This window comes from Nocardia transvalensis (genome assembly GCF_015477765.1).
Lineage (GTDB): Bacteria > Actinomycetota > Actinomycetes > Mycobacteriales > Mycobacteriaceae > Nocardia > Nocardia transvalensis_A.
On record NZ_JADLQQ010000004.1, the window covers coordinates 227,871 to 253,860 of the forward strand.

27 protein-coding genes and 1 pseudogene are annotated in these 25,990 nt (G+C 69.1%); 11 read left to right on the forward strand and 17 right to left on the reverse strand.

Annotation, left to right across the window (positions count from 1 at the left end; all coding sequences use genetic code 11):
• The first annotated feature begins 61 nt into the window (after positions 1-61).
• The gene (locus IU452_RS12770; protein WP_195109219.1) at positions 62-724 is read left to right on the forward strand and encodes a hypothetical protein; all 663 of its coding nucleotides are present in this window, start codon (positions 62-64) and stop codon (positions 722-724) included.
• Positions 725-752: 28 nt separating this feature from the next.
• Positions 753-1,430, forward strand: a complete 678-nt coding sequence (locus IU452_RS12775; RefSeq protein ID WP_195109220.1) for a LysR substrate-binding domain-containing protein — start codon at positions 753-755, stop codon at positions 1,428-1,430.
• A 92-nt stretch (positions 1,431-1,522) separates the two neighbouring features.
• Here the strand turns inward: IU452_RS12775 and IU452_RS12780 are convergent, their stop codons facing one another.
• Entirely contained in the window at positions 1,523-1,807 is a 285-nt protein-coding gene (locus IU452_RS12780) for a DUF2631 domain-containing protein (protein ID WP_195109611.1), read from the reverse strand.
• 123 nt (positions 1,808-1,930) lie between these two features.
• On the opposite strand from IU452_RS12780, the gene dxr reads away from it, so the two are divergent.
• Entirely contained in the window at positions 1,931-3,070 is a 1,140-nt protein-coding gene (gene dxr / locus IU452_RS12785; protein WP_195109221.1) for a 1-deoxy-D-xylulose-5-phosphate reductoisomerase, read from the forward strand.
• A gap of 21 nt (positions 3,071-3,091) precedes the next feature.
• Positions 3,092-4,315 carry a M50 family metallopeptidase gene (locus tag IU452_RS12790; RefSeq protein ID WP_195109222.1) on the forward strand — a complete coding sequence of 408 codons (1,224 nt, stop codon included), beginning with the start codon at positions 3,092-3,094 and terminating at the stop codon, positions 4,313-4,315.
• A 4-nt stretch (positions 4,316-4,319) separates the two neighbouring features.
• Here IU452_RS12790 and nfi read toward each other — a convergent pair whose 3' ends face one another.
• On the reverse strand, positions 4,320-5,003 hold the full coding sequence (nfi, locus tag IU452_RS12795; protein ID WP_195109223.1) for a deoxyribonuclease V: 684 nt from the start codon (positions 5,001-5,003) through the stop codon (positions 4,320-4,322).
• A gap of 251 nt (positions 5,004-5,254) precedes the next feature.
• On the opposite strand from nfi, the gene ispG reads away from it, so the two are divergent.
• The 3 genes from ispG (at position 5,255) to IU452_RS12810 (ending at position 9,224) form a co-directional block, all read left to right on the forward strand.
• Positions 5,255-6,409: a flavodoxin-dependent (E)-4-hydroxy-3-methylbut-2-enyl-diphosphate synthase gene (gene ispG / locus IU452_RS12800; protein WP_324192581.1), complete on the forward strand. Its 1,155-nt coding sequence runs from the start codon at positions 5,255-5,257 to the stop codon at positions 6,407-6,409.
• A 111-nt stretch (positions 6,410-6,520) separates the two neighbouring features.
• Positions 6,521-7,384, forward strand: a complete 864-nt coding sequence (locus IU452_RS12805; protein ID WP_195109224.1) for a GNAT family N-acetyltransferase — start codon at positions 6,521-6,523, stop codon at positions 7,382-7,384.
• 52 nt (positions 7,385-7,436) lie between these two features.
• Positions 7,437-9,224 (forward strand): penicillin-binding transpeptidase domain-containing protein, encoded by a 1,788-nt coding sequence (locus IU452_RS12810; RefSeq protein WP_195109225.1) that lies wholly within the window; start codon positions 7,437-7,439, stop codon positions 9,222-9,224.
• A gap of 64 nt (positions 9,225-9,288) precedes the next feature.
• Here IU452_RS12810 and IU452_RS12815 read toward each other — a convergent pair whose 3' ends face one another.
• Complete coding sequence (locus IU452_RS12815; protein ID WP_195109226.1) at positions 9,289-9,447, reverse strand: hypothetical protein; 159 nt, start codon at positions 9,445-9,447, stop codon at positions 9,289-9,291.
• A gap of 149 nt (positions 9,448-9,596) precedes the next feature.
• Positions 9,597-10,130 (reverse strand): peroxynitrite isomerase, encoded by a 534-nt coding sequence (locus IU452_RS12820; RefSeq protein ID WP_195109227.1) that lies wholly within the window; start codon positions 10,128-10,130, stop codon positions 9,597-9,599.
• 160 nt (positions 10,131-10,290) lie between these two features.
• Here IU452_RS12820 and IU452_RS12825 point away from each other — a divergent pair, with 160 nt between their 5' ends.
• Both IU452_RS12825 and IU452_RS12830 read left to right on the forward strand, forming a co-directional pair.
• Complete coding sequence (locus IU452_RS12825; RefSeq protein WP_324192582.1) at positions 10,291-11,121, forward strand: ABC transporter permease; 831 nt, start codon at positions 10,291-10,293, stop codon at positions 11,119-11,121.
• Complete coding sequence (locus IU452_RS12830) at positions 11,118-11,924, forward strand: ABC transporter permease (RefSeq protein ID WP_195109228.1); 807 nt, start codon at positions 11,118-11,120, stop codon at positions 11,922-11,924. The genes IU452_RS12825 and IU452_RS12830 overlap by 4 nt, the downstream gene beginning before the upstream one ends.
• Here the strand turns inward: IU452_RS12830 and IU452_RS12835 are convergent, their stop codons facing one another.
• The 4 genes from IU452_RS12835 to IU452_RS12850 all read right to left on the reverse strand — a co-directional run bounded on the left by IU452_RS12835 (position 11,925) and on the right by IU452_RS12850 (position 15,706).
• The gene (locus IU452_RS12835) at positions 11,925-12,788 is read right to left on the reverse strand and encodes a helix-turn-helix domain-containing protein (protein WP_195109229.1); all 864 of its coding nucleotides are present in this window, start codon (positions 12,786-12,788) and stop codon (positions 11,925-11,927) included. It abuts the gene before it with no gap.
• A gap of 287 nt (positions 12,789-13,075) precedes the next feature.
• On the reverse strand, positions 13,076-13,729 hold the full coding sequence (locus IU452_RS12840; RefSeq protein ID WP_195109230.1) for an isochorismatase family protein: 654 nt from the start codon (positions 13,727-13,729) through the stop codon (positions 13,076-13,078).
• A gap of 39 nt (positions 13,730-13,768) precedes the next feature.
• Positions 13,769-14,896, reverse strand: coding sequence for an isochorismate synthase (locus tag IU452_RS12845; protein WP_195109231.1), 1,128 nt, complete (start codon positions 14,894-14,896; stop codon positions 13,769-13,771).
• A gap of 9 nt (positions 14,897-14,905) precedes the next feature.
• A complete protein-coding gene (locus IU452_RS12850) occupies positions 14,906-15,706 on the reverse strand; it encodes an SDR family oxidoreductase (RefSeq protein ID WP_195109232.1) in 801 nt (266 codons plus the stop codon).
• Positions 15,707-15,804: 98 nt separating this feature from the next.
• Here IU452_RS12850 and IU452_RS12855 point away from each other — a divergent pair, with 98 nt between their 5' ends.
• A complete protein-coding gene (locus IU452_RS12855) occupies positions 15,805-17,454 on the forward strand; it encodes a (2,3-dihydroxybenzoyl)adenylate synthase (protein WP_195109233.1) in 1,650 nt (549 codons plus the stop codon).
• Between the two features lie 56 nt (positions 17,455-17,510).
• Here IU452_RS12855 and IU452_RS12860 read toward each other — a convergent pair whose 3' ends face one another.
• The 9 genes and pseudogenes from IU452_RS12860 to IU452_RS12900 all read right to left on the reverse strand — a co-directional run bounded on the left by IU452_RS12860 (position 17,511) and on the right by IU452_RS12900 (position 25,179).
• Positions 17,511-17,750 (reverse strand): phosphopantetheine-binding protein, encoded by a 240-nt coding sequence (locus IU452_RS12860; RefSeq protein ID WP_195109234.1) that lies wholly within the window; start codon positions 17,748-17,750, stop codon positions 17,511-17,513.
• A gap of 6 nt (positions 17,751-17,756) precedes the next feature.
• The gene (locus IU452_RS12865) at positions 17,757-18,593 is read right to left on the reverse strand and encodes a siderophore-interacting protein (protein ID WP_195109235.1); all 837 of its coding nucleotides are present in this window, start codon (positions 18,591-18,593) and stop codon (positions 17,757-17,759) included.
• Positions 18,594-18,597: 4 nt separating this feature from the next.
• Positions 18,598-19,821 (reverse strand): enterobactin transporter EntS, encoded by a 1,224-nt coding sequence (gene entS / locus IU452_RS12870; RefSeq protein WP_195109236.1) that lies wholly within the window; start codon positions 19,819-19,821, stop codon positions 18,598-18,600.
• Positions 19,818-20,813, reverse strand: coding sequence for an ABC transporter substrate-binding protein (locus IU452_RS12875; RefSeq protein ID WP_195109237.1), 996 nt, complete (start codon positions 20,811-20,813; stop codon positions 19,818-19,820). Before IU452_RS12875 ends, entS begins: the two co-directional genes overlap by 4 nt.
• 26 nt (positions 20,814-20,839) lie before the next feature.
• Positions 20,840-21,535 carry a thioesterase domain-containing protein gene (locus IU452_RS12880; RefSeq protein ID WP_195109614.1) on the reverse strand — a complete coding sequence of 232 codons (696 nt, stop codon included), beginning with the start codon at positions 21,533-21,535 and terminating at the stop codon, positions 20,840-20,842.
• A pseudogene (locus IU452_RS12885) lies at positions 21,426-22,260 on the reverse strand (ABC transporter ATP-binding protein); the annotation flags it as partial. The gene IU452_RS12880 and the pseudogene IU452_RS12885, both read right to left, overlap by 110 nt.
• A gap of 23 nt (positions 22,261-22,283) precedes the next feature.
• Entirely contained in the window at positions 22,284-23,339 is a 1,056-nt protein-coding gene (locus tag IU452_RS12890) for a 2-aminoethylphosphonate ABC transporter substrate-binding protein (RefSeq protein ID WP_195109238.1), read from the reverse strand.
• Between the two features lie 5 nt (positions 23,340-23,344).
• The gene (locus tag IU452_RS12895; RefSeq protein ID WP_195109239.1) at positions 23,345-24,052 is read right to left on the reverse strand and encodes a phosphonatase-like hydrolase; all 708 of its coding nucleotides are present in this window, start codon (positions 24,050-24,052) and stop codon (positions 23,345-23,347) included.
• Positions 24,053-24,063: 11 nt separating this feature from the next.
• Positions 24,064-25,179, reverse strand: a complete 1,116-nt coding sequence (locus IU452_RS12900; RefSeq protein ID WP_195109240.1) for a TIGR03364 family FAD-dependent oxidoreductase — start codon at positions 25,177-25,179, stop codon at positions 24,064-24,066.
• A 96-nt stretch (positions 25,180-25,275) separates the two neighbouring features.
• Between IU452_RS12900 and IU452_RS12905 the strand changes: the two genes are divergently transcribed.
• Positions 25,276-25,989, forward strand: coding sequence for a GntR family transcriptional regulator (locus IU452_RS12905; protein WP_195109241.1), 714 nt, complete (start codon positions 25,276-25,278; stop codon positions 25,987-25,989).
• Position 25,990 lies beyond the last annotated feature (1 nt).

Below are 25,990 nucleotides of genomic sequence, written 5' to 3' on the forward strand. Positions count from 1 at the left end.
GGCCGCCGATTCGGCCGCCGATTCGCGAGTGAGACAGACCTCACAGTCATACGATCGACGCATGCCGGATCCATGGAGTGGATCGATGATGATCGAGGGGCGGGTTGTACGTGAGGTGTCGGAGCCGCCGCGGATCGTCTTTCGAAGTGGCCCAGGGGATCCGATCGCCGTAGCGGCGCGCGAGGTGCCCGGCGCGACGCCGCGCAGGAGGCCGATTCGGTTGGGACGCAGCGCGAGTCGCGGCCATGCGCATGTGATCACCTACGCCGACGGGTACCGGGTGCGGCTCGAACCGGACCGGGACGGCTCGACGGTGTTGAAGAGCAGAGACGGCACCCGCATCGGCCTCATCATGGTGACCGACACCGCGACCGCCATCTCGATCACCGGTGGCACGCTGTGCCACTTCGTCCCCCATCCCGACGAATGCCGCACCACCGACTCGTTCCGGTTGCTGGTCCTCGATCAGTGCGGTGCGGAAATGGGCCGGCTGAGCCTCATTCGGGCCGCCGAGGGGTGGGGCCGGCGCGGTGACGACCCGGCCGACACCCATCTGTGGTGGGACCGCACGGGCGAACCGTTGTCCGTCCCGATCCTGGGCGCCCGGCTGGCGGTGGAGCGCCGGATCGACCGGGACGAACGCGATGCCCTGCTCGCCGCGTGCGTGGACATGGTGCTCGGGCTGCGCCCGTACATCACGGAGCTGAAGTGCCTCGACGGTTGAACCGCGACCATGCAATACGCTTGCTGGAATGAGTGGGTTTACTCCCGATGCGCTGCGGGTGGGCTACGTGCCGGGCGTGACCGTCTCCAAATGGGAACGCATCTGGGGTGAGAGGCACCCCGGCAGTCCGCTGGAATTGATCGGCGTGCCGCAGGCCGAGCAGGAGGCGGCGCTGCGCGAGGGCCGGGTCGACATGTGCTTCGTGCGGTTGCCGATCGATCGCGAAGGGATGCACGCGATCCCGCTGTATCACGAGCTTGCGGTCGTGGTGGTGCCGAAGGACCACCCGATCTCGCTGTTCGAGGAGGTCACCCTCGCCGATCTGGCCGACGAACGCCTGCAGGACGCGCAGGACGTCGACGCGATGGCCGACACCGTCGCCCTGGTCGCCGCGGTCGGCGGGGCCGCCGTCATGCCGCATTCCCTGGCCCGGCTGCACCACCGCCGCGATCTGATCTACCGCACGGTCACCGACGCCCCCGACACCCGGATCGCCCTCGCCTGGCCGATCGATCGCACCACCGACACGGTCGAGGAGTTCATCGGCGTCGTGCGTGGTCGGTCCGTACGCAGTACCCGCTCTCCCTCGGCGCGCGCCGAAACCGCTGAGCCCCAGCGGAAAACGGCCAAACGATCCACCACGAAACCGCGGTTCGCCACGAAGAGGTCCGCCAGGAACAAGCCCACTCGGCGCCGCGGCCGCTAGCCGGTCCCCGGCAATCGCCGAGTAGAGGAGGGGATTGAGCACACCTGTGGGCTGCCCGCAACGGCCGTCGGACGGGCCGACCGGAAACCGATCTAGCGCGGGCGGCGCTGCAGCCAGGAGTCGCGGATCAGAATGCCCGCGAGGCCGAGGGCGGTGCCGATGAGGAACAGATAGCCGACATTGCCCGTGCCCGACGAGGCACCCTGCGGGCCCTCGAACAGCATGGCCAGCAGAATCACGACGACGACCCAGCCGGCGACGCGGAAGGTGCGCCGCGATTCACCGCTCCAGCCCCAAGCGGCGGACGGAACCTCGGCGGGGTCGACCTTGGTGACGACACCGGCGCTCTTGGTGGGTTCCAGTTCCGTGGCGGCCACGTTCGCTCCCATCGGTTCATACAGGTACGTGCTGTCGTCCATATGGTGGCATACGACCGGCCGTCGTAGCCAGCGGGGTGAGCGGGTGTCGGGTCCCGGACCGAGTTCCGCGACAATGTGGGAGTGTCCGACATCGTGAGAGTCCTGCTGCTGGGCAGCACAGGTTCCATTGGCACGCAAGCGCTGGAGGTGATCGCGGCCGACCCGGAGCGGTTCCAGGTGGTGGGGCTCGCGGCCCGCGGCGGCAATACGGCGCTACTGGCCGAGCAGATCCAGGCCACCGGAACCGGCAACGTCGCCGTCGCCGACCCGGCGGCCGCCGCGAAACTCGGTGTGGCGCTTGCGGGTCCGGATGCGGTCACCGAACTGGTCCGGCGCACCGACGCCGATGTGGTGCTCAACGCCCTGGTCGGCTCGCTGGGCTTGGAGCCGACGCTGGCCACGCTGGAATCCGGTCGCCGCCTCGCGCTGGCCAATAAGGAATCGCTGGTCGCCGGTGGTTCGCTGGTCACCCGGGCGGCGGCCCCCGGCCAGATCGTGCCCGTCGACTCCGAACATTCGGCGATGGCGCAGTGCCTGCGCGGCGGCCGCGAGTCGGAGGTGGCCAAGCTGGTGCTCACCGCCTCGGGCGGCCCGTTCCGCGGCTGGACCGCCGAGATGCTGGAGTCGGTCGGTCCCGCCGCGGCCAAGGCCCATCCGACGTGGGCGATGGGCCTGATGAACACGATGAATTCGGCCACGCTGGTCAACAAGGGACTCGAGCTGATCGAGGCGCACATGCTGTTCGGCGTCGCCTACGACGACATCGAGGTCACCGTGCACCCGCAGTCGATCGTGCATTCGATGGTGACCTTCACCGACGGTTCGACCATCGCCCAGGCCAGCCCGCCGGATATGAAGCTGCCGATCGCGCTGGCGCTCGGCTGGCCCGACCGGGTGCCGGGGGTGCTCGCTCCGCTCGACTTCGGCGGGGCGTTCAACTGGGAATTCGAGCCGGTGGACAACGAGGTGTTTCCCGCAGTCGAGCTGGCCCGCCAGGCCGGTAAGGCCGGTGGCTGCGTCACCGCCGTCTACAACGCCGCCAACGAGATCGCGGTGCAGGCGTTCCTCGACGGCCACATCCGATTCCCGGATATCGTGCGCACGGTAGGCCGTGTGGTCGAGTCGGCCGACCGGTGGACGGCGGAACCGGCTACCTTGGACGAGGTGCTCGCGGCCGATGCGTGGGCGCGGCAGCGTGCGCGTTCGCACGTGAGTAACTGACGCAGGAGGGTTCGATACCGCATGGGGTTCGCGATCGGGGTCGTGCTATTCGCCGTTTGCATCCTCGTATCGGTCGCACTGCACGAATGCGGACACATGTGGGCCGCCCAGGCCACCGGGATGAAGGTCCGCCGCTACTTCATCGGCTTCGGACCGAAGATCTTCTCGTTCCGGCGCGGGGAGACCGAATACGGCCTCAAGGCGCTGCCGCTGGGCGGCTTCTGCGACATCGCCGGGATGACCGCGCTGGACGAGGTGGAACCGCACGAGCTCGACCGGGCCATGTACCGCCAGGCAACCTGGAAGCGCCTGCTGGTGATGTTCGGCGGCATCTTCATGAACTTCCTACTGGGGTTTTTGCTCATCGTGCTGTTGGCGGTGGCGTGGGGGCTGCCCCGGCTGGAGGCACCGCCGGAAACGATGATCGGCACGGTGGGGTGCGTGCCGGCGCAGAAGCCGGACGGCAAATCCGCGGAATGTGCCGGGGAGGGCCCGGCGCAACGGGCGGGGCTGAAGAAGGGGGATCTGGTCACCGCGATCGACGGCGTTCCGGTGAAGACCTGGAAGCAGTTCCAGGAGAACACTCAAAACAAGACCGGCACGGTCGTGTACACGGTGCAGCGCGACGGGCAGACCCTCGAGATCCCGGTCGTCCCGGAGCGTTCGGTGACCTATCCACTGGATCCGAAAACCAAGGAGCCCTCGACGACACCGCAGGTCGTCTCCAAGATCGGCGTCGGCAATATGGTGGCCTACCCTGCGGTGAAACACGACATCGTCAGTGCGATTCCGGCCTCGGTCTCCTTCACCGGCGATATGACGGTCGAGGTCGCCAAAGCACTGGCGCGTATGCCGCAGAAAGTGGTGAGCCTCTGGCACGCCGTGACCGGCGGTGAACGCGATGACGACACCCCGGTGAGCGTGGTCGGCGCGAGCCGCATCGGCGGCGAAACCGCGGAGCGTGGCCTGTGGAATGCGTTCGTCCTGACGTTGGCGAGCCTGAATTTCTTCCTTGGGGCGTTCAACCTGCTGCCGCTGCTCCCGCTGGACGGCGGCCACATCGCGGTGGTGATCTACGAGAAGCTGCGCAACCTGTTCCGCGGCCGCCGCGGCCTGCCCCCGGGTGCCCCGGTCGACTACCTCAAGCTCCTGCCCGCCACCTATGTCGTCGTCGTGATCGGCGGGGCCTATATGGTCCTCACCCTCGTCGCCGACGTCGTGAACCCGATCAAGCTGTTCCCATAGCCGATCACGCGTCGGACACGTCCTGCCGCAACAGGGTTCGGCAGAGGTGGTCGGCTCGGCGGGTGGTTTCGGGCTGGCGGTAGTGCGGGGAGAGGGCGAGTACCTGGGTGCAGGCGGTGTCGAGGTCGATGCGGTGGCCGGTGGAGACGAAGACCGGTTTGATGGATGGTTGGGTGCGTAGGGCGCGGCCGACTACCTCGTTGTCGATGGTGATGTTGCTTGTCGAGCCTCGGGTTGGGGCGGGGTCGGTGTAGGTGCCCCACACCGTTTTTGCGACGCCGATGGTGGGGAGGTCGGTCAGGACGCCGAGGTGGCAGGCTAGGCCGAAGCGGCGGGGGTGGGCGATGCCCTGGCCGTCGCAGATCAGGAGATCCGGTGTGGTGGAGAGCTTTTCGAGGGCGGTGAGGGTGGTGGGTAGTTCCCGGAAGGCGAGCAGGCCCGGGACGTAGGGGAAGGTGACCGTGCCGCGGGCGGTGGCGGTGTCGATGGGCTCGAGTGTGGTTGCATCCAGAACTACCACGGCCGCAACGACATTGCCGTTGTCGTCGTAGGCCGAGTCGAGTCCGGCGACCGTGCGGAAGGGTGGCGCGGACGGGTCGCCGGGTTCGACGAGAGTCCGTAGCCGATCCTGTAGCGCTGCGGCCGCTTCCGGATCAGCGGGCAGCTCCGCCTCCCGCGCCAATCGCACCGATCCACCTCACTCTCCATGGTTGTGGTCGATCGTAGAAGATTCGCGGAAGGTGCCCGTTCATCGAAGAATGACGATATATCGCCGATACTCTAGGATGTGCTGACTGTTCTGTCGACAGGACGAGACATATCCGGCTGACCGGGGCGGCGGGCACGCTGTCGGCGCACTCACAAGGCGGGGGTTCGAACGGCCCCATTAGACTCGGCCCCGAACGGGTGGAGCACGCAGACGAAAGTAGGCAGCCGAACGTGAGTGCCATTGCATTGGGGATCCCGTCCGCACCGGCGGCGGTCCTCGCACCCCGGCGCAAGACCCGCCAGTTGATGGTGGGGAAGGTCGGGGTGGGCAGTGATTTCCCGATCTCGGTGCAATCGATGACGACCACCAAGACCCATGATGTGAACTCGACTCTGCAGCAGATTGCGGAGTTGACCGCGTCGGGGTGCGACATCGTGCGGGTGGCGTGCCCGCGTCAGGAAGACGCCGACGCCCTGGCGGCCATCGCGAAGAAGTCGCCGATCCCGGTGATCGCCGACATCCACTTCCAGCCCCGCTACATCTTCGCCGCCATCGATGCCGGGTGTGCGGCAGTGCGAGTGAATCCCGGCAACATCAAAGAGTTCGACGGCCGCGTGAAAGAGGTCGCCAAGGCCGCCGGAGACGCAGGCATCCCGATCCGCATCGGCGTCAACGCCGGGTCGCTGGACAAGCGGATGATGGAGAAATACGGCAAGGCCACCCCCGAAGCCCTGGTCGAATCCGCGCTGTGGGAAGCGAGCCTGTTCGAAGAACACGGCTTCGGTGACATCAAGATCTCGGTCAAACACAACGACCCCGTCGTGATGGTCGAGGCGTATCGGCAGCTGGCCGCGCAGTGCGATTACCCGCTTCACCTGGGTGTCACCGAGGCCGGTCCCGCCTTCCAGGGCACCATCAAGTCGGCGGTCGCGTTCGGGGCGCTGTTGAGCGAGGGCATCGGCGACACGATTCGGGTGTCGTTGTCCGCGCCGCCGGCCGAGGAGGTGAAGGTCGGTTCCCAGATCCTGCAGTCGCTGAACCTGCGCCCGCGCAAGCTCGAGATCGTGTCGTGCCCGTCGTGTGGGCGCGCCCAGGTCGATGTCTACACCCTGGCCAACGAGGTGACCGCCGGGTTGGAGGGCATGGAGGTGCCGTTGCGGGTCGCGGTCATGGGCTGTGTGGTCAACGGTCCGGGCGAGGCCCGCGAAGCCGATCTGGGTGTGGCGTCGGGGAACGGGAAGGGTCAGATCTTCGTCAAGGGCGAGGTGATCAAAACCGTCCCCGAGCATCAGATCGTGGAAACCCTCATCGAAGAAGCCATGCGCATCGCGGAGGAGATGGGTGAGGCCGACGGTGCCGGCGATCCCGTCGTCACGGTCGGCTAGGCCGTGCCCGAGGCATCCGCGGATCCCGCCGCGGATGCCCTGGTCGGCGCGGGATCCGCTTGCGCCGTTCAAAAACCAGCACGTTTACACCGTTCGTGGCAGGCTGTGAACGTGCGGAGTGTGCTGGAGCCGACCCGCCGGACGCGACTCTCCGGTGCTCGACAGCTTGGCAATCGCGATCTGGCGCAGGTCCTGCAGGTGCTGGATACCGACCCGATCGCCAGCTGTATGGTTGCGGCCCGATTGCAGGAATACGGCCTCGACACCCGCGCCGGCTATGGCGAACTGTGGAGCCGGGGCGGACCCGTCGACTCGCTGTGCTTCTCCGGCGCGAATCTGGTCCCGCTGCGCGGCGGCCGCGACGATCTGGCGGCCTTCGCCGAGCGCGCCACGCGCTGGCCGCGCGTGTGCTCGTCGGTCGTCGGCCGGCAGGAACTGGCGCTGCCGCTGTGGGAAATGCTCGCCGACACCTGGGGCCCCGCCCGCGACCTGCGCGCCGACCAACCGCTGCTGGCGCTGGAAGGTCCCGCCCGCACGGTGCCCGATCCCAAGCTGCGGCGCGTGCGCCCCGACGAACTGGACCGCTACCTGGTCGCGGCGGTGGCGATGTTCACCGAGGAGATCGGCGTCGACCCGCGCATCGGCGACGGCGGCCGCAGCTACCGGCGTCGGGTGGCGAGCCTGATCCAGGCCGGTCGCGCGTGGGCCCGGTTTGAGGACGATCAGGTGGTGTACAAGGCCGAGGTGGGCGCGCTGTCGCGGCGCACCGGCCAGATCCAGGGCGTGTGGGTGCATCCGGACTGGCGCGGCCGCGGGCTGGGCACCGCGGGAACGGCCGCGATCGCCAATACGGTCGTCGCCTCCGGACGCACCGCGAGCCTGTACGTCAACTGCTACAACGAGGTTGCCCGCCGCGCCTACGCGAAGGTCGGGTTCCGTCAGGTCGCCACCTTCACCACGGTTCTGGTCGACTGACGCCGAGTGTCGCCCCATCTGCAGGGCATTGTCTGGCTACCATCTGATGCCGATGTGGACAAGGATGCTCGCGCCGCTGGCCGCCGCGGTCGCGCTCGCCGCGAGCGGCTGTTCGGTGGCATCGCAGGGGCCCATACCCGTGGCCGATGAGTTCGTGACCGCCTTCGCCCGCCACGATCTACCGGCCGCTGCGCGGCTCACCAATCAACCCGAAAAGGCCAGGGCGGCACTGGCTTCGGCATGGGACAAACTTCAGGCCGAAAAGCTCGATGCGCGTGTCGGCGCGGCGCGGGTTACCGGTGACACCGCCACGGTCGATTACACCTACGAGTGGCGGCTGCCGAAGAATCGCCTCTGGAGCTACACCGGGCAACTGCAGATGGGCCGCAGCGACGGCCGCTGGCAGGTGCGGTGGACCGCATCGGACATTCACCCCAAACTCGGCGACACGCAGACCATGGAATTGCGTGCCAATCCCGCCCCGCGCGCCCGTGTCAACGAACGCGCGGGCACCGATGTGCTGGTTCCCGGTGTGGTACATCGAATCTCGTTCACCGCGGGCGCGGCCTCCGACCCCGAGGGCGTGGCCGCCGAGCTGGCAACGGTCCTGGGACGCTTCGACGGCAAACTGACCCCCGAGGCGATTCTGGACGCGGCGCACGCGACCACCGGCGCGTATACCGTTGCGAGCCTGACGGATCGGGAGTACGAGCAGATCGGCACGGACCTGTTGGGCCTGCCCGGCGTATCGATCGACGAACAATGGGATCTCGTGCCCACCGACCGCGGTTTCGCCCCCGATCTGATTATCCAGGTGCGCAAGACCGTCATCGACGAGGTGGACGGCAAGGCCGGATGGAGCGTGGTGACGGTCAACGCCAACGGCGTCGACACCGACGTTCTGAAAGAGGTTGCGCCGCAACCCGCCCCGTCGTTCTCGCTGAGCCTCGACCGTTCGGTGCAGAATGCCGCGCAGCGCGCCGTGGACGGTCGCACCGAACAGACCGTGATGGTGGTGCTGCAGCCGTCGACCGGGGCCGTCCTGGCGGTGGCGCAGAACCGGGCCGCCGACGTCGACGGCCTGGTGGCGACCTCGGGCCTGTACCCGCCCGGATCCATTTTCAAAACGGTGACGGCCGCCGCGGCGATCACCTCCGGCCTCGCCACCCCCGACACCGTGCTGCCCTGTCCGAGCACGATTATCATCGGCCAGCGCACGATCCCGAACTTCAACCTGTTCACCATCGGTGACGCGCCGATGGCGCAGGCCTACGAACGCTCCTGCAATACGGCGTTCGCGCACCTGGCCAGTCGCCTGGCACCCGATGCGCTCACCGAGGCCGCCGCGCGGCTCGGCGTGGGCCCGGACTTCACCGTGGCGGGACTGTCCACGGTGACGGGATCGGTCCCGCCCGCGGCCGAGACGGTGCTGCGTACCGAGAACGGCATCGGGCAGGGCAAGGTCGTGGCCAGCCCGTTCGGCATGGCACTGATGGCGGCGACCGTGGCGCGCGGATCGGTGCCCACGCCGTATCTGATCTCCGGACACCCGACCACCGTCACCGATGCCCGCCCCGCGCCCCCGCCCGCGGTGGTGAAGGGACTGCGGCTGATGATGCGCAAGGTGGTGACGGGCGGCACCGCCGAACGCATTGCCGATCAGGGCGAGGTGTACGGCAAGACGGGGGAGGCCGAGGTGGAGGGCGGTTCGCACTCGTGGTTCGTCGGCTACCGCGGCGATCTGGCCTGGGCGACGCTGATCGTGAAGGGCGGCAGCTCCGACAACGCGGTCGCGGTGACCCGGGACATGCTGGCCGCGCTGCCGCCCGGAACGGCCTAGCGACGACAACGACCGGAGCCGTCGCGGCGTCCGGTCGTCTCGGGTTGTGGTGGGTGCGGCTCGATTACGGCGACTGCGCAGGCGTGCCGTTCGCGACGGCGGGCGGCACGCGCGGAGTCGGGTCGGACACCTCGGCGGAGGAGGCATCACCCAGCAGCTCGACGACGCCGGCGCCGGCCAGAATCATGCCCACGGTGATGAGGGCCAGTGTCGAACGCTTCATGGTCTTCTCCCTTGTGGGTGAGTGAGATCGAAGCCTCGAGCAAACGGTTCGCCGACTGTTGGCCGACTCGAAAACGGTAGACCGACGACGCTGGAAGATTCAACCCCTTGATGGGCGTTTAGACCGTTCGTGATCGGAATACGGGCAGGTCAGCCCGCAGATTTCGAATCCGGATCGGTGCGGTGCAGGCTCGCGGCCAGGTGGTGCTGCTTCGGTTGCCCGACCGCCGCCATCCGCAGTGTGTAGTCGATCGTGTCGCCGGACAGCCGGATCGAGCGGCCGAGCGCGGTCACGAGTTTGGCGGTGGTGGTGCGGCCGATGTGGGTGGAGTCGAACTCCATCCGCAGCGCCCCGTCGGCGACATCGAGGGTGCCCTCGCAGATCTCGGTGATGCCGGTGGGGTGGGCCAGGATCAGCTCGATGCGATCCGGACCGGCGCAGCGCAGGTACCCCGTCTCGGCGTGCAGCGAGCGGCCGTCGCCGGCGTGGCGGGTGCGCTGGCGGTAGGTGAGGAAGGGGCGGCCGACATGGCCGAACTGGATTTCCTCGTGATAGTCGAAGGCGTCGATGGTGGGGTACTCGCCGTGGCCGGAGCCTCGCCAGGTGCCCAGCAGCGGGGCGAGGTGGGCGATATCGGGATGCGGCGCGACGGGAGGCTGGGCTTCGAGCACGGCGGACAGCATAGTGGGCGGTCGGGTATTCGGCTGGCTGTCGGCGCGCCGAGTTGCACGGAATGGCGGCAGGGGGACTTGACGGCTCGCGGTACCGATGCGGATCCGGCCGATCGCGCGATGTGTCTGGTGAGATGACGATTATGCGGTCGGCGGGTGGGAAGAGGCGGCGGTGAGCATCGATGCGCGGCCGCGTGCCCGGGCGTCCCGGGCCTCGCGTCGGCGCGCGGTTGTGCAGTGCTGGGTGCTGGCGCGGCGGCTGGTGCGCCCCTCGCTGCGCAACGGCGAGGTGCTGACCGCCCTGCTGTCGCCCGCGGTGTTCACGGTCGGCTTCTACGTGCCGCTGAACCGGGTCATGAGCTTCGTCGGCTACGGACTGAGCAGCTACGCCCAGTTCCTGATGCCGATGATCGTGATGCAGGCGGTGTCGTTCTGTGCGACCGCGGCCGCGTTCCGGGCGGCCGTCGACGCCCGCGACGGATTGGACGCCCGGTTCGCGACGATGCCGATGCCGCCGGTGGCGCCGCTGGTGGCGCGGACCCTCGCCACCGGATACCGCATCGCGCTGTCGCTCGCGGCAGCGTTGGTGTGCGGGCACATGATCGGATTCCGGTTCTACGGAAGTTGGTGGCATACCGCCGGTTTCGTGATCTTCGCGCTGCTGATGGGACTGATGCTGAGCCTGGCGGGCGATCTGCTGGGCACGTTGTCGAAGAGTCCGGAGGCCACCACCCAAATGCTGGTTCTGCCGCAGCTGATCCTCGGCATGGTGTCCACCGGATTCGCACCGGCCACCCAATTCCCGCACTGGATCCAGGGTTTCGCGCGCGATCAACCGGTATCGCAGTTCATCGGTGTCATGCGCGTGCTCGCCGGTGACCGTTCCGGCAGGGCCGGGGCGGTGAGCTGGGCGACGCTCGGGCCGGGGCTGGGGTGGCTGGCGGCGGGACTGCTGATCTTCGGTGCGGCCGCCGTGCTGGTGGCGATGCGGAGGCAGCGATGACGATGCGCTTGCCGGTAGCCGACGGCCGCACCGAGACCTGGCGACAGCTGGTGCCGCAGACGCTGATTCAGACCCGCAGGCTGCTGATCCGGTGGCGGCGTGACCCGTTGACCATCGCGCAGTCGCTGATGTTCCCGGCGGCGCTGCTGATCGTGCTGAATACCGTGCTCGGACGGCAGATCTCGGCCTTCTCGGGCGCGAGTGCGCTGTACGGCTCGGTACCGATGGTGACGCTGGTGTCGGTGATGTCCGGCTCGCTGGCCGGGGCCATCACCCTGGGCCGGGAACGCGATGCCGGGCTGCTGGCCCGGTTCTGGGTGCTGCCGGTGCACCGCGCCTCGGGCCCGGCCGCACGCATTCTCGCCGAGGGAGTGCGCATCCTGACCTGCACGCTGGTGCTGTTCGGGGTGGGGGTGCTGCTCGGATTCCGGTTCCGGCAGGGCTGGCCCGCGGCGGTGGCGCTGCTGGGCGTGCCGGTGGTGTACGGGCTCGGATTCGCCACCCTGGTCACGGCGGTCGCCGTGTTCACCGCGAAAGCCGCACCCGTGGAGGCGATTTCGCTGGGTTCGTCGCTGCTGATGTTCTTCTCCACCGGGTTCGTGCCGCTGGCGGCGTACCCGGCGTGGGCGAAACCGATTGTGGCGCATCAGCCGATGAGCTATGCGATCGAGGCCATGCGGGGACTGTCGCTGGGCGGCCCGGTGCGGGCGCCGCTGACGGCGACGCTGGCGTGGTCGCTCGGCGCGATCGTCGTCTTCGCGGTGCCCGCCGTGCTCGGGTATCGGCGGGCCAGTCGTCGCTGATCAGCGCAGCCCGTCGGCCACCCCGGCGATCATCTCCGCCGAATCGCGCGGGCTCAGCGCCATCGCGCGCAGCTGGTCGAACATGACGCCGAACCGGCGAATCTCGTTGTGGCCCTCCACGATGTCGTCACCGGCGATGCCCTCCACATAGACCAGCTCCGGATCGGCCGGATCGGGGAAGTCCAGCACCACGAACGAGCCCACCATCGCCGGATGCGCGCCCGCGTCGAACGGCAGCACCTGCAGGATCACATTCCGTTTGTCCGATTCCTCGGCGAGCCGCAGCAGTTGTTCGCGCATGACGTCGGGCCCGCCCACGACCCGCCGGATCGCCGCCTCGTCCAGCACCACCCACAATTCCAGCGGATTACCGTCGCGGGTGAGCACCTTGGCGCGCTCGACGCGGGCCCGCAGCCGCTGCTCGATCACCGAGGTCTCGACCTTCGGCATGGCGGTATCCAGCACCGCCCATGCGTACCGTTCGGTTTGCAAGAGGCCGGGAATGAACGAGGTCTGGAACAGCCGCGCCGACAGCGCCTCGGTCTCGAAGTTGATGTAGGCGGCGTAGACCTCCGACACCGCGGCCTCGAACGGCCGCGACATGCCCGGCTTCTGCGCCTCCTGCAGTAACTGCACGGCGTCCGAACGCTGCGGATCCTCGACCCCGTACAGGTCGAGCATGGCCATCAGGGTGCGCCGCTGCGGGCGGGCCTGGGCGGTCTCGATCCGGTACAGCGTGGTGACGTTGATGCCGGTGCGGGCGCTGACCACCTCCTTGCTGAGCCCGGAGGTTTCGCGCATCTCGTACAGCAGGGCCGCGAGCCGGCGCAGCCGTACCGTGAGAACCGTGCGTTTGCCTGCCATTGCGCGCTCTCCTCTGCGCACTCCCTGGAACGGACCATTGCGTTCGTGCATGGGTACGAGGCCGCCGTCCGCGGCAAATGTGCCGCGGAGGTGTGTTGATAGGCGCTGAGCATACCGCCTCTCGTGTCGTGGCCGTGGTGACTCGGGCCGTGCAGCTTCTCGGCAGCTGCGGCAACCGCCACACCGAACGCGGCCGATCGGCGTGGCGGAAACCATTCGGCACGAACTGCTTCGGCTCGACAGCGAGGGCGGTGCCGAGACGGTGACGGGATCGCCCGCGCGAAACGTTACGCCGCGCGGAGGGGCACGCCATCCAGGTGGCGCAGCAGCTCGTCGGTGGTGAGGACCGCGCCGCAGCGGCGGGCGACGTAGTTGAGGGCCATGAGGTGTTCCTCGCGGGAGAAGTCGGCGGTGGCGTCGAGGACCAGGAAGGGGCGGATGTCGCTCATGAATGCCTCCGCCGCACTGAGCATGCAGCCCATGTGGGTGTAGACGCCGGTGACCATGAGGTGGTCGCGGTTGTAGTAGGAGAGCAGCTCGCGCAGGTCGGTGCGCTGGAAGGCGGAGTAGCGCCACTTGGTGACCTGGATGTCGCGGTCGTCGGGGCGCAGTTCGGCAATGACCTCGGTGTCGGCGCCGCGGGACATGCCGGTGCCCCAGAAGTCGGCGAGGATGCCTCGGCGCGACGGGTGCTGGTTACCCGGTTGCATGGTGTAGATCACCGGAATCCCCAGCGCGTGACAGCGATTCCGGAGCCGCGAGATGTTCGCGACCAGCGTGCGGGCCGGGTCCTGATCGCCGTCGTAGGCCGACAGGAAGTACTGCTGCATGTCGTGAATGAGCAGCGCGGTGCGGGAGGGAACGAGCGTCCAGGACACCTGATTGTCGACGACGTCCTCGGGCGTCGGCATGGCATAGGGCGCGATCGGTGGGATGGGCATAACAAATCTCCTGGTGGTGGGAACTGTGGTGTGCGTCGGTCAGGCGACGGTGATGGGTAGCTCGGCGATGCCCAGCGGGCGCAGGATGCGCTGGAATTTGCCGGTGGTCTCGGCCAGCTCCGCGGCCGGATCCGATTCGGCGACGATGCCGCCGCCCGCGTGGGCGAGCAGGCTTCGCCCGTCGGCGGCCAGTTCGGCGCAGCGGATGCTCACCATCCACTCGCCGTCGCCCCGGGCGTCGCACCAGCCGATCGCGCCCGCGTAGAAGCCGCGGTCGCCCTCGAGCTCGGCGATCAGACGGGCGGCCTCGTCGGTGGGTGTGCCACAGATCGCGGGCGTGGGATGCAGGGCGGCCGCCAGTTCCAGCGCCGACGGCCCGTCGGCACGCACCGCGGCCGTGATCGGGGTGCCGATATGCCACATCTCGGGAGTACTGGTGAGTTCCGGTGCGGGCGTGTGCACGTCGGCACACCGATCACGCAGCACCGCACCGACCTGCTCGACCACGTACCCGTGCTCGTGCCGATCCTTCGACGAGGTGAGCAGATCGGCGGCGACGGCGCGGTCGGCCCGTTCGTCACCGGTGACCCGGCGGGCCGATCCGGCCAGCGGATGACTGAGCACCTCGGTCCCGTCCCGGCGAATCAGCACCTCGGGACTGGAGCCCACCAGATGCCGACCGGTGAAGGGCGCGCCCGCGGCCGACAGATCGACGAGGAAGCCGTTGCCCATCGGGTCGGTCGCCACCAGCTGCTCCAGAATGTCGTGTGCCCGTACCGGTACGGCCGAGCGGGCGCGAATGGCCCTGGCCAGCACGACCTTTCGGATCGGATGGGTCGGATCGGCGAGCAGCCGCACGGCCTCGGCCACGCGCCGCACATGGGTCTCCGGATCCGGGATGGCGGCCTCGAATTCGAAGGTCGGCGGCGTCGCCGGTGCAACCGGGCGTATGTCGTTGTCGCGCACCGTTATCGATTGCGGGGCCCACAGCGCCGCGGGGGCGTCGGGCGCGAAGGGCAGCGCACCGACGACGTGGGTGACCTCACCGCCGCGCAGGGCGGCGGCGGCCTCGGCCACGGAGGAGAAGACTCGTCCGACGCCCCACGCGCACACGGTGCGGTACGGGCGGGACAGGACGAAGGCGGGATCGGCGGAAATGGAGATCATCCTTTCGGATCACATGTCGAGCGTCGCTCCGCCGTCCACCCGCAGGTCGTGCATGGTGATGTGGCGGGCGTCGTCGGATACCAGGAAGCGGACCGCCGCGGCGATATCGGCGGGTTCGGCTATGCGCCGCAAGGGAATTCCGAGGCAGTACGCCTCGGGGTCGCCGTCGAGCAGGCTCGCTCGGGCGGCGTCGTCGAGCGCGCGATCACCGTCGTCGGCGTAGAGGCCGCGCAGCATGGCCGTATTCGTCGAGCCCGGGGACACCAGGTTCACCCGCACGCCGTGCGGGGCGACCTGCAGCGCCAGTGCGCGGGTGAAGGCGGTGGCGGCCGCCTTGGACGCGCAGTAGGCCGCCATGCCGAGGCGCGGGGTGCTCGCGGCATTGGACGAGACGACCACGATCGCCCCACCCCCGGCGGCGACCATGTCGCGGGCCGCGCGCTGGGTGACGTGCATGGTTCCGGTGGCGTTCACGGCGAGGCTGCGCTCCCATGCCTCGGGCGTGATGTCCAGCGCCGCCCCGGAATCCATCACCCCGGCGGCATGCACGACCACATTCGCCGGGCCGTGCTGCGCGGTGAACGCGTCGAAGGCGCGGGCCACGGACTTGCCGTCGGCCACGTCCACCTCGGCGGCGTGAACGGAACACGGTGTGCGGTCGGCAATGTCACGCGCAACCTCGTGAACTGCGGAGTCCCGGTCCCACAGCGCCACGGCGCGTGCGCCGTCGGCGAGTTCCGCCGCGATCGCCGCGCCGATGCCTGCGGCCGCCCCGGTGACGACGAGTACTCGCTCGCCCGAATCGATCATGGATGTAAGGTTAGCCTAACCTGATGAAAAATGGGGTGTTCGTCCGATTCGTGAACATCCGGCACAGGCCTGTCCCCACTGGAAAGAGGTGTCCCACAATGCCATCCACCGTTCTCCCCGGCTTCACGCCGTGGCCCGCGGCCGACGCGCAGCGGTACCGAGAGCTCGGTTGCTGGGCCGGAGAGACCTTCGGTGACATGCTGGCCGCCCGCGCGGCCGCGGTTCCCGATGCGGTCGCCGTCGTGGACGGCGCGCACCGCTGGACCTACGCCGAACTCGACCACCGGGCACGATCGCTGGCCACCGGCCTGGCGCGGCTCGGTATCGGCCGCCACGACCGGGTGCTGGTGCAGTTGCCCAACCGCGCCGAATTCGTGGAGGTGATCTTCGCGCTGTTCGAGCTCGGGGCGTTGCCGGTGTTCTGTCTGCCCGCGCATCGCCGAGCCGAACTGGTTCCCATCGCCACGGCGAGCGGGGCGACCGCGATCGTCACCTGTGGTGTGCACCAGCGCTTCGACTATGCGGCGCTGGCGGATTCGATCCGCGAGCAGGTTGCCACCGTGGCACACCTCGTGATCGTCACCGACGACTCGCAGGGCCCGCTGCCCGCGGGCGCCCGCACGATCGACGAATTCCGGGACGAACCGGGCGATCTGCCCGTCATCGACGCGAGTGACGTTGCGTTCTTGCAGCTTTCGGGCGGCAGCACCGGTATCCCGAAACTCATTCCCCGCACCCACGACGACTACCACTACAGCGTGCGGCGCAGTGCGGAGATCTGCGAGCTCGGCAGCGACAGCGTCTATCTTGCGACACTGCCCGTCGCGCACAACTTTCCGATGAGTTCCCCCGGCATTCTCGGCACGCTGTGGGCCGGTGGCACGGTGGCCCTGACCCCGGATCCGACTCCGGCGGCCGCATTCGGCGCCATCGAGCGGTTCGGTGTGACCATCACCGGGCTGGTGCCGCCGCTGGCGCGGCTGTGGGTGGAGCGGGCCGAGGCCGGTGGCACCCCGGATCTGTCCAGCCTGAAGGTGGTGCAGGTGGGTGGCGCGCGCTGTCCGGACGAACTGGCCCGGCGGGTCGGCCCGGCGCTCGGTGCCACGCTGCAGCAGGTGTTCGGGATGGCCGAGGGGCTGGTGTGCTATACGCGGCTGGACGATCCGATCGAGGTGGTGATCGAAACCCAGGGCCGCCCGATGTCGGAGCACGACCGGATCGCGGTGGTCGACGACGCGGGCAACCCGGTGCCGCCGGGTGCGGACGGCAACCTGATCACCCACGGCCCGTACACGATTCGCGGCTACTACGACAATCCCGAGGCCAACGCCCGCAGTTTCACCGCCGACGGCTGGTACCGCACGGGTGACATGGTGGCCGTGCGGCCCGACGGCAATCTGGTCGTCAAGGGGCGCGCGGGCGACTGGGTGAACCGGGGCGGGGAGAAGGTCTCCGCCGAGGAGCTCGAGGCACACCTGCTGGCCCATCCGGGGGTGCGGGATGCGGTGATCGTGGGGACACCCGACCCGGTTCTCGGACAGCGAATCTCGGCCTTCGTGCAACCGAACGATCCGGCCGGGAAGCTCACGCTGACCGCGGTGCGAGCCTTCGTGCGCGAGCGTGGTGTGGCGGCCTGGAAGATGCCCGATGCCGTGGTGATCGTGGACAGCTTCCCGGAGACGGGGGTGGGCAAGATCAGCCGCAAGGAGCTGCGGCAGCTGCTCGCCGAAGGCGCGCTCGGGAAGTGACCCGGCGGTGGTGCGGCCCACCCGGTCCCGAGCGACCGGGCGGCCGCGCCACCCACTCACTTCAGGATGTCGAGCCACGATCCCAGGACGGGATCCGAAGCGAGCGTGGGGAAGTCGACGTGCTCATAGCCCGCCGCGCGCCACTTCTCGACCAGCGACATGATGCGCACCGAGTCGAGCCCGGCATCCAGCAGATCGGTCTCGTCGGTCAGTTCGCCCGGGTCCACGCCCAGCGCCGACGCCACGTCCGCGATGACCCGCCGGCGATCCGACGCTGTGGTCTGGTCGGTAGTCATGGTCGTTCATTCCTCTCTGTCGAAATCGGCCACGCCGCGCTTCCAGTAGCCGGCGATCAGGCAGTCCTTCGGGCCCACTCCCAGTTCCGTGCGCACCCAGCGGCGCAGCGGGCGCAGCGCACCCGCCTCACCGGCCATCCAGACGTAGACCCGTTCTCCGCTGGGCACTTTCACCTCGCGAACCGCCTGCTCCAGCCCGTTGCCATCGCCCGGTTCGGCGGTGTCGCGGTGCACCCAGCGCACCGCGACACCGGGCGGCGGGTCCAGCGGAATCTCCTCGTCGGCGCCGCCTACCGCGAGGAAGGCCCAGCCGGACGCCTCCCTGGGCAGCCACTCCAGCCAGCGGGCGATCGCGGGCAGCGCGGTGATGTCACCGGCGAACAGGTATTTGTCGTAAGTTCTCGGAACCACCACGCCCCCGGGCGGACCCGCGATGTGGATTCGCGTGCCGGGTGTCGCCGCGAGCGCCCACTCCGAGGCAAGGCCGCCGGGGTGAATGGCGAAGTCGATGTCCAACTCGCACTCTGTCGCGCTGTGGCGGCGCACCGTGTACTCCCGCGACACCGGCCGGGGATTTCCCCATTCCAGCGACAATCCGTCCTTCCGCGGCAGCCGCAGCACGCCCTCGTCGTCCGGAAAGACCAGGCGCACATGCTCGTCGGGCACGTAGCTGTGAAATCCCGCCAGGTCCGGCCCGCCGAAGGTGATGCGCAGCAGCGCGGAACCGAGGCGCTGGGTGCGGATCACCTCCACCTCGCACAGCCCGATGGGGTAGCCGACCTTGGCGCCGTGCGCTCCCGACAGCACCGCGGTGATGTTTTCGGCATAGGCGGCACGATCCATGGACCTACTCCTTTCCCAGCAGCGGCCCGGCGGTCAGAGCCGCCAGGGCGCCCAGTATCAGTACGGACAGCCCGTAGACCACGAGAGCGGTTGCGGGCGAGAAGAATTGACCAGCCAGGCCCGCCACCATCGACCCGATCGCAGTCCCGGTCACCGCTTGGACCATGAGCAGCCCGGAGACCCGCCCGCGCAACTCCTCGGGCGCATTGTGTTGCAGCACCGAGTAGCGCAGCACCATGTTGACCGCGCGGGCGAGACCGAATCCGGCCAGCCCCAGGAAGACCAGGGCGGCGTGCGGTGCCACTCCGGCGACGATCACGCCGATCGGCATGAGCGCCAGCGAGATCAGCAACGCCCGGCCCGGATGGCCGGTGCGGCCGATCCATCCGCTGGTCAGCGAGCCGAGCACCGCGCCCGCGCCGGGTGCGGCGTAGAGCAGGCCGAGGGCCGTTGTGCCCGCGCCGAGTTCGTGCTCGGCCAGGGCGGGCAGCAACACCAGCGGTCCGCTCACCAGCATGGCGATCAGGCCGGTGAGCAGGGCGGGGCGAATCACCGGATGCCGCACGGCGAATCGGATGCCGATGGCCAGTGCCCGCAGCGGATGGTCGGTGTGGCGTTGCGGGGGCGGCTGCGGGCCGATGGCCCGGATCAGGGTCACCGTGGCGACGGTCGCGGCCGCGGCGAGGAAAAATGCCGGGGCCACACCGGTTTTCGCGATCAGCAGACCGGCCAGCGCCGGTGTGATCATGGTGCCCAGGTCGGAGGTGAGCGCGGTGAGCGCACCGGCGGCGGGCACCTTGTCCCGCCCGACCAGCTTGGGAACCAACGCCATCAGCGCCGAACCGCTGATCCCGCCCGCCAGGCCGTCGATCACACCGGCGGCGTAGATCACCGGCAGCATCGGATGCGGCAGTAGCGCATTGACGCCGAGTACGAGGAAGCCGAAACCGGCTGCGCTGCGCGACCATTGGATGACGTCACGCCGGTCGTACCGGTCGGCGATCACGCCCCCGAACAGGCTTCCGGCGAACAGCGCGACCGCGGTGACCGTGGTGACGCCCGCGACGTGCAGCGAGGATCCGGTCAGCCGGTAGACCTGCACGGGCAGGGCCACCATGAGCAGCCCGATGCCCAGCACCGACACCAGCCGTGCGGCGAAGGCGCAGCGGAACTCCCGGCTGGCCCGCAGCGGCGAGACGTCGATGAGCAGGCCGCCGACGGCCGTCACTTGAAGCGCTCCGCGAGCAGATCGAGGGTGCGCATGACGTTGCGGTAGTCGGGACGCTGGCTGGTGGCGGGCAGCTCGAAGACGTTGCCGGACTTGAAGGCCGGGAGCTTGGCCAGCATCGGGTCCTGCCGCAACTGCTCGAGGCCGCGGCCGCCCTCGAGTTGCACGACGAACAACACCGGGGCGTCGGCGACGGTGGTCAGCAGTTCCGGGCTGAACCCCACCCAGTCGGCGGCGGCCGCACGGGTCGGATTCCCGGCCTTGGCCTCCACCTTGTCGTCGATGGTGAAACCGACCTCGGCCAGCAGCGCGGGCAGGGGGGTGCCCGGCGCGATCACGGAGGGCTTCTGATCCTTGCGCGACTGGTAGATCGCGGCCGCGCCCTGAGGGACCTTGATCGAGGACTTCACCTTCGCGACCTTGTCGCCGTAGGCCTTGATCAGTTCGTTCACCCGGTCCGAACGGTTCACCACGTCGGCGACGGCCTTCAGCTGGTCCTGCCAGTTGGTGATGGAGGAGGAGATCAGCACCGTCGGTGCGATGGCGGTGAGCCGGTCGTAGGCGTCGATGGACTGCTGACCCGGATATCCCTGTCCGCCACCGATGATCAGGTCCGGATGCTGGGCGGCGATGAACTCCAGATTGATGTTGTCGCCGGACGGCAGCACCTGCGTGCCCTGCTTCTCGGCGTCCTCGGCCCAGGCCTGCGGGAACTTGCCGGGCGCGAGCGTGACGCCGAGCACTCGCGGGTCCGCGGCCTTGACCTTGGCGCCGAGATCGTAGAGATATCCGGCGAGCGAGCCGTTGACCACGACGATGCGCTGCGGGTCCGCGGGCACCGCGACCGCCCCGCGCTCGGTCTGCACCTGCCGGGTGGCCGAGCCGTCGGAGTCCTTCGAGGCGGAGCTACTACAGCCCGCCACCGCGGCGAGGGCGACGATCAGCAGGGCGACGGCGGCGCGTAGCCGGGCCGTCGTTCGGTACACAGTCATGGGTTCCTTCTTGTTATGGGGGAGGCTCATGCGCCGATCGCGGGATCGACGTCGAGGAGGGCGGCGATCTCGGTCCAGCCCGTGGGGGACACGATGTCGAAGTGCGAGTAGGGGAGTCGGCGCACGATCACGTGCGCGTCGGCGGCTCGCCATCCGGCCAGTTGCGTGCGCGTGTGGTCGGGCTCGGTGCCGGTATCGGCGACATAGAGCGCCATCGGGCCGGTGTAGCGCGGCGTGGCGGAGCGGGTGACCATGCCGAGCAGATCGGTCGCGGCGGACCGGATAGCGGCCGCGAGTTCCGGGGCGTCGCCGGGCAATTCGGGCAGTAGGCCATCGAGCCGAGCGGGATCGCGCAGCGACCGGACCGCCTGCGCGGTGAGCTCGGTGAGTGGATGGGAGTCGACGAGGCCCACATAGGCCGCGGTTTCACCGCTCTCCTCCAGCGCGGCCGCCAGCGCGTGAACGATATTGCCGCCCAAGGAATATCCGAGCAGGTGGTAGGGGCCGTGGGGTTGGATGCGCCGGATGGTGTCGAGGTAGTGGCGGGCCAGCGCGTCGAGGGTGGGCGCTGGCCGACACCGAGTTTCGGAGCCTCCGCCCGCAGGGTGCGGTCGCCGACGGTGACCAGGGCCGCCGTGCCGGAGACGTGTTTCACCGTGCACGGCAGCAGGTTCGCGCCGCCGAGGAAGGCGGCGGTGAACGAGCTGGGCGGGCGGCGCCACAGGTTCTGCGCGGTGTCGACGTCGACCAGGCGGGCGTCTCGCATCACCGCGATGCGGTCGGCCAGCGCCAGCGCCTCGGCCTGGTCGTGGGTGACATAGAGCATCGCGGTGTCCGGCAGGGCCTTTCGCAACTGCTGTAGTTCGGTGAGCATGGATTGGCGCAGCTGCGCGTCCAGCGCCGCCAGCGGCTCGTCGAGCAGCAGTACTTGCGGGCGAATGGCCAGGGCGCGGGCGATCGCGACCCGCTGTTGCTGCCCGCCGGACAGTTCCCGCGGTAGCCGCCCGGCATAGGCGGCCATGCCGACCATGTCCAGCGATTGCGTGACGCGGTCGGCAATCTCCTTGCGCGGCACCCGATGCGCCTCGAGGCCGAAGGCGACATTGTCGCGGACCCGCATATGCGGGAACAGGGCATACGACTGCACGACCACGCCGATACCGCGCTTGGCCGGTGACAGATCGGTGACCTCGCGCCCGGCCAGCCGCACCGCGCCGGAGGTGGGCCGGACGAACCCGGCCAGCGCCTTCAGCGCGGTCGACTTACCGGAGCCGCTGGGCCCCAGCAGCGCCACCGTTTCCCCGGCGGCCACGCGCAGGGTGAAATCGGCCAGCGCGACGGTGGCCTTGCGGCCGCGTCCGTAGCTGACGCCGACCCGGTCGAATACGATCGCCGGTTCGGCATCCCCCGCGACGGTTGCCGAGGCCGAGGTGATCGGTGCGGACATGGTTGCGCTCCTGGGGATGTCGATCAGCTTCCGGTGGCCTTCTGATAGGCGGCGATGTCGCCGTCGAGCTCGTCGCGCACCGTGTTCCAGTCCGGAGTCACCACCGTCACGCCCTGGAGAGAGGCGGCCGGTGACACGGTGCCCGCCGGGGCGGGCACATCCTTCAGGTCCGTGCGGACCGGGACCGCCATGGCGTCGGGGCCGAGGGTCTTCTGCACGTCGGCCGACAGCAGGAATTCCATCAGCTGCTTCGCCGCATCCCGGTGCGGTGCGCCCTTGGCCAGCCCCATCACATACGGCACGGCCACGGTGCTGCGCTTGCCGTCGGCGGTGGCGGGGAAGAAGACGGTGAACTTCGAGCCCTTCTCCTTGATGGTCGCCAGATTCATCTGCACATCGCCGTTGGCGACCAGCAATTCGCCGTTGTCGACCTTGGGCTGCAGCTTGCCGGTGGAGGCGGACGGTCCGACATTGTTGGCCTGCAGCCTGCCCAGATAGTCGAGCGCACCCTGCTTACCGAACAGCTGCTGCAGCAGGATCAGCACGGCGGTGCCGTCACCGGCTTGCCCGGGCGTCGAATACTGGATCTTGCCCTTGAATTCCGGCTTCAGCAGGTCGTCCCAGGCGAGCTTCGAACTGTCGACCGACGGATGTGCGATGAACGACAGGTAATTCCCGGCCAGCGTGACGTATGCGCCGCCCGGATCCTTGTCGGTGGCGGCCACCGCACCGGTGTCGATGCCGCTGTCCTGCAGCAGACCCGACCTGTTCGCCTTCTGAATGAACGGCGGCAGTGTGACCACGACGTCGGCCTGCGGGTTGGACTGTTCCTTGTCGACCCGATTGACCACCTCACCGGATCCGGCCTCGACCAGATTCACCGAAATGCCGGTCTGTTCCCTGAATTTCGCGAACTGGGTCCGGTACCAGTCGCCGACACCGTCGGCGGAGTACACGGTGACGGTCTTGTCGTCGCCGGAGGTCCCGGTGCCGCCACAGGCCGCGGCGGTGACCGCGACGGCGGTGGCACAGGCCAGAGCGAGCGTGGTGCGTGCGAGGCGGGATGTCGAGAGACGCACGATGACTACAACTTTCGTGTGGAACGGAAGGGTGAATCGAAGGGAAGGAGCAGGTCGGCGAACTGCACGACCGACGGCACGATGTGGGTGGCACCGGCGGCACGCAAGCGGTCCTCGTCATGAGCGCCGGTGAGGGTGCCCGCGACGATGCGCGACCCGGCGGCAAGTCCACTGGCGATATCGCTGGCCGTATCGCCCAGCACCGCAACGCGATCCACCGCATTGATGCGCAGCCGCATCAGGGCGGTGAGCACGAGGTCCGGATACGGTCGGCCGCGTCCGGCCTCCGACGGTGCCAGCGTGAGATCGGCGAGGTCGGACCAGCCCAGGGCGGCCAGCAGCTTGTCCTGGGTGCCGCGGCTGAATCCGGTGGTCAGCGCCACCTTGATCCCCGCCGCACGCAGGGCCGAGATCGCCTCGGCCGCACCGGGAATCGGTACCGCCTCGCTCGCGAACTCGTCGTAGGCGGCCTCGAAGGCGCGGTTGGCCAGGTGGGCGCGGTCCTCGTCGCCGAACAGTGCACGGAACACCGTGATCTTCGATTGGCCCATCGTGTCGACCACGTACTTCCGCGCGGCCTCGCGGTCGGGGCCGTCGGCCTCGAGACCGGCGGCGGTGGCGGCGGCGTCGAAGGCGCGCAGCACCAGCCCGCCGTCGGCGACGGTGGTACCGGCCATATCGAGGACGGCCAGCTCGATCTGCTTGTCGGACATGGCATTTCCTCTCAGAGATTCAGCAGGTCGGCGGTTTCCTCGCCGAGCGCGGGGCCCAGGGTCATGCCACGCCCGCCCGGGCCGGTGATCACCCAGACGTTGTCGGCGGCCCGGGTGCGGGTGACGATTGCGGCCGGATCGATGCTCTGGCTGTACACCCCGGCCCAGCGCCGCACGATCGGCGGCAGTCTGCGGCCCAGCAGGTCCTCGGTGACGGCGGCGAGATGCTCGTAGGGCGCCTCGTCCACGTCGAAGGCGAACGGTTCGTCGTATTCGTGGGTGTCGCCGATCGTCAGGCCGCCGTGCAGCCGCTGCACACACAGCAGCTGCATCTGGTGCCGGGCGGCGGTGAAGCCCTGGGACTCTTCGCGATTCAGGCGGTCGAGTGCGGGCCCGGCGAAACCGGGGTAGTAGCGGAAACTGTCGCCGTCGGCGATGGCGGTGGTGAGCTGCTCACCCAGCGGTGCGGTCTGCATCATCTGCAGCCGCACGCGGCGAACCGGGATGTCGCCCACCAGTTCCCGGGTCAGGCCCGAATGGGCGGCCCCGGGGCACACCAGGACCAGATCGGCCGCGAAGCGGCGCCCGCGATCGTCGACGACGGTGGAGCCGGTGACCGCGCGGGCCTCGGTGCCCGCGTGGAAGGTGTAGCGGCCGGTGGCCTCCATATGGGCGCGCAGGGCCGGCATGGCCTGGCGGGACTCCACGGCGGCGTCGAACGAACAGTGCAGTCCCGCAAGGAATTTTCCGCGCAGCGCCGGATTCAGCGCGCGGACCTCGTCCGGCTCCAGCAGCGTGAATCCGCGCTCGGCCGCCGTGGGTCCGGCGGCCGCGGCCTCGGCGACCGCCAACTCGGCCGCGGTGCGCACCAGCGTGATCGACCCGGCCGGACGGAAACCGACCCCCGCGACCCGGCCCCCGATCTCCTCCCACAGTTGCCGCGACCGCAGCGTGATCGCCAATTCGCCTGCGCTGCGGCCCGATACCCACACCAGGCCGAAATTGCGGACCGTGGCGCCGCGGGCCTCGGTCTCGCGCTCCAGCTGCACCACCTCGTGGCCGCGGCCGATGGCCGCGAAGGCGTGCGCGGTGCCGAGAACGCCGCCGCCGATGATGACCAATCGCATGCCCACATCATGCGCAATGGTCTAGACCGTTGAGTGTGTCCCGTGCGAACGCTGGGTTAACAATTGGTATAGACCAATTGCGGGTACGCTGTCGGCATGGACGCACAAGAGGTGGCGCGCCTGCCCAAGGCGTATCGGGTGCGCACACAGATCGAGAGCATCATCGGCGAATTGGCCGAGGGCGATCCGGTGCCCTCGGAGCGGGAGCTCGCGGGCCGATTCGAGGTGGCGCGCGAAACCGTGCGCCAGGCGCTACGAGATCTCTTGGTGGAGGGCAGGATTCGCCGCCAGGGCCGCGGCACGGTGGTCTCGCGCCCGAAGATGGTGCAGCCGCTGTCGCTGCGCTCCTACACCGAAGCCGCGCTGAGTCTGGGCCGCACACCGGGCCGCCTGCTGGTCGGCTGGGACGATCTGCCCGCCGACGCGGACACCGCCGAGGCGCTGGGCGTGCCGGTGGGCACCCCGGTCATGCATCTCGAGCGCATCCTGCTCGCCGACGGCGAAAAGATCGGCCTGGAGAGCACGTTCCTCACCCTGGAACGCTTCGGCGGCCTGCGGACGAGCTTCGACCCGACCACCTCGCTGTACGCCGCGATGCGCGCCGCTGGGGTCGTCTTCGGCTCGGCGCGCGAGCGAATCGAAACCGTGCTCGCCTCCCCGCGGGAGGCCGCCCTGCTGGACTGCACCACCGCGCTCCCGACGATCCTGCTGCACCGCCGCACCCTCGACGCCGACGGCGCCCCCATCGAACGCGTCCGCGCCCTCTACCGCGGCGACCGCATCGCGTTCGAGGCGCACCTGCGCGAGTAGG

Coding starts and splice junctions, on each gene's coding strand:
- IU452_RS12770 (WP_195109219.1), top strand. CDS start 62: ATGCCGGATCCATGGAGTGGATCGATGATGATCGAGGGGCGGGTTGTA.
- IU452_RS12775 (WP_195109220.1), top strand. CDS start 753: ATGAGTGGGTTTACTCCCGATGCGCTGCGGGTGGGCTACGTGCCGGGC.
- IU452_RS12790 (WP_195109222.1), top strand. CDS start 3,092: ATGGGGTTCGCGATCGGGGTCGTGCTATTCGCCGTTTGCATCCTCGTA.
- IU452_RS12810 (WP_195109225.1), top strand. CDS start 7,437: ATGTGGACAAGGATGCTCGCGCCGCTGGCCGCCGCGGTCGCGCTCGCC.
- IU452_RS12815 (WP_195109226.1), bottom strand. CDS start 9,447: ATGAAGCGTTCGACACTGGCCCTCATCACCGTGGGCATGATTCTGGCC.
- IU452_RS12820 (WP_195109227.1), bottom strand. CDS start 10,130: ATGCTGTCCGCCGTGCTCGAAGCCCAGCCTCCCGTCGCGCCGCATCCC.
- IU452_RS12830 (WP_195109228.1), top strand. CDS start 11,118: ATGACGATGCGCTTGCCGGTAGCCGACGGCCGCACCGAGACCTGGCGA.
- IU452_RS12835 (WP_195109229.1), bottom strand. CDS start 12,788: ATGGCAGGCAAACGCACGGTTCTCACGGTACGGCTGCGCCGGCTCGCG.
- IU452_RS12840 (WP_195109230.1), bottom strand. CDS start 13,729: ATGCCCATCCCACCGATCGCGCCCTATGCCATGCCGACGCCCGAGGAC.
- IU452_RS12845 (WP_195109231.1), bottom strand. CDS start 14,896: ATGATCTCCATTTCCGCCGATCCCGCCTTCGTCCTGTCCCGCCCGTAC.
- IU452_RS12850 (WP_195109232.1), bottom strand. CDS start 15,706: ATGATCGATTCGGGCGAGCGAGTACTCGTCGTCACCGGGGCGGCCGCA.
- IU452_RS12855 (WP_195109233.1), top strand. CDS start 15,805: ATGCCATCCACCGTTCTCCCCGGCTTCACGCCGTGGCCCGCGGCCGAC.
- IU452_RS12860 (WP_195109234.1), bottom strand. CDS start 17,750: ATGACTACCGACCAGACCACAGCGTCGGATCGCCGGCGGGTCATCGCG.
- IU452_RS12865 (WP_195109235.1), bottom strand. CDS start 18,593: ATGGATCGTGCCGCCTATGCCGAAAACATCACCGCGGTGCTGTCGGGA.
- IU452_RS12875 (WP_195109237.1), bottom strand. CDS start 20,813: ATGACTGTGTACCGAACGACGGCCCGGCTACGCGCCGCCGTCGCCCTG.
- IU452_RS12895 (WP_195109239.1), bottom strand. CDS start 24,052: ATGTCCGACAAGCAGATCGAGCTGGCCGTCCTCGATATGGCCGGTACC.
- IU452_RS12900 (WP_195109240.1), bottom strand. CDS start 25,179: ATGCGATTGGTCATCATCGGCGGCGGCGTTCTCGGCACCGCGCACGCC.
- IU452_RS12905 (WP_195109241.1), top strand. CDS start 25,276: ATGGACGCACAAGAGGTGGCGCGCCTGCCCAAGGCGTATCGGGTGCGC.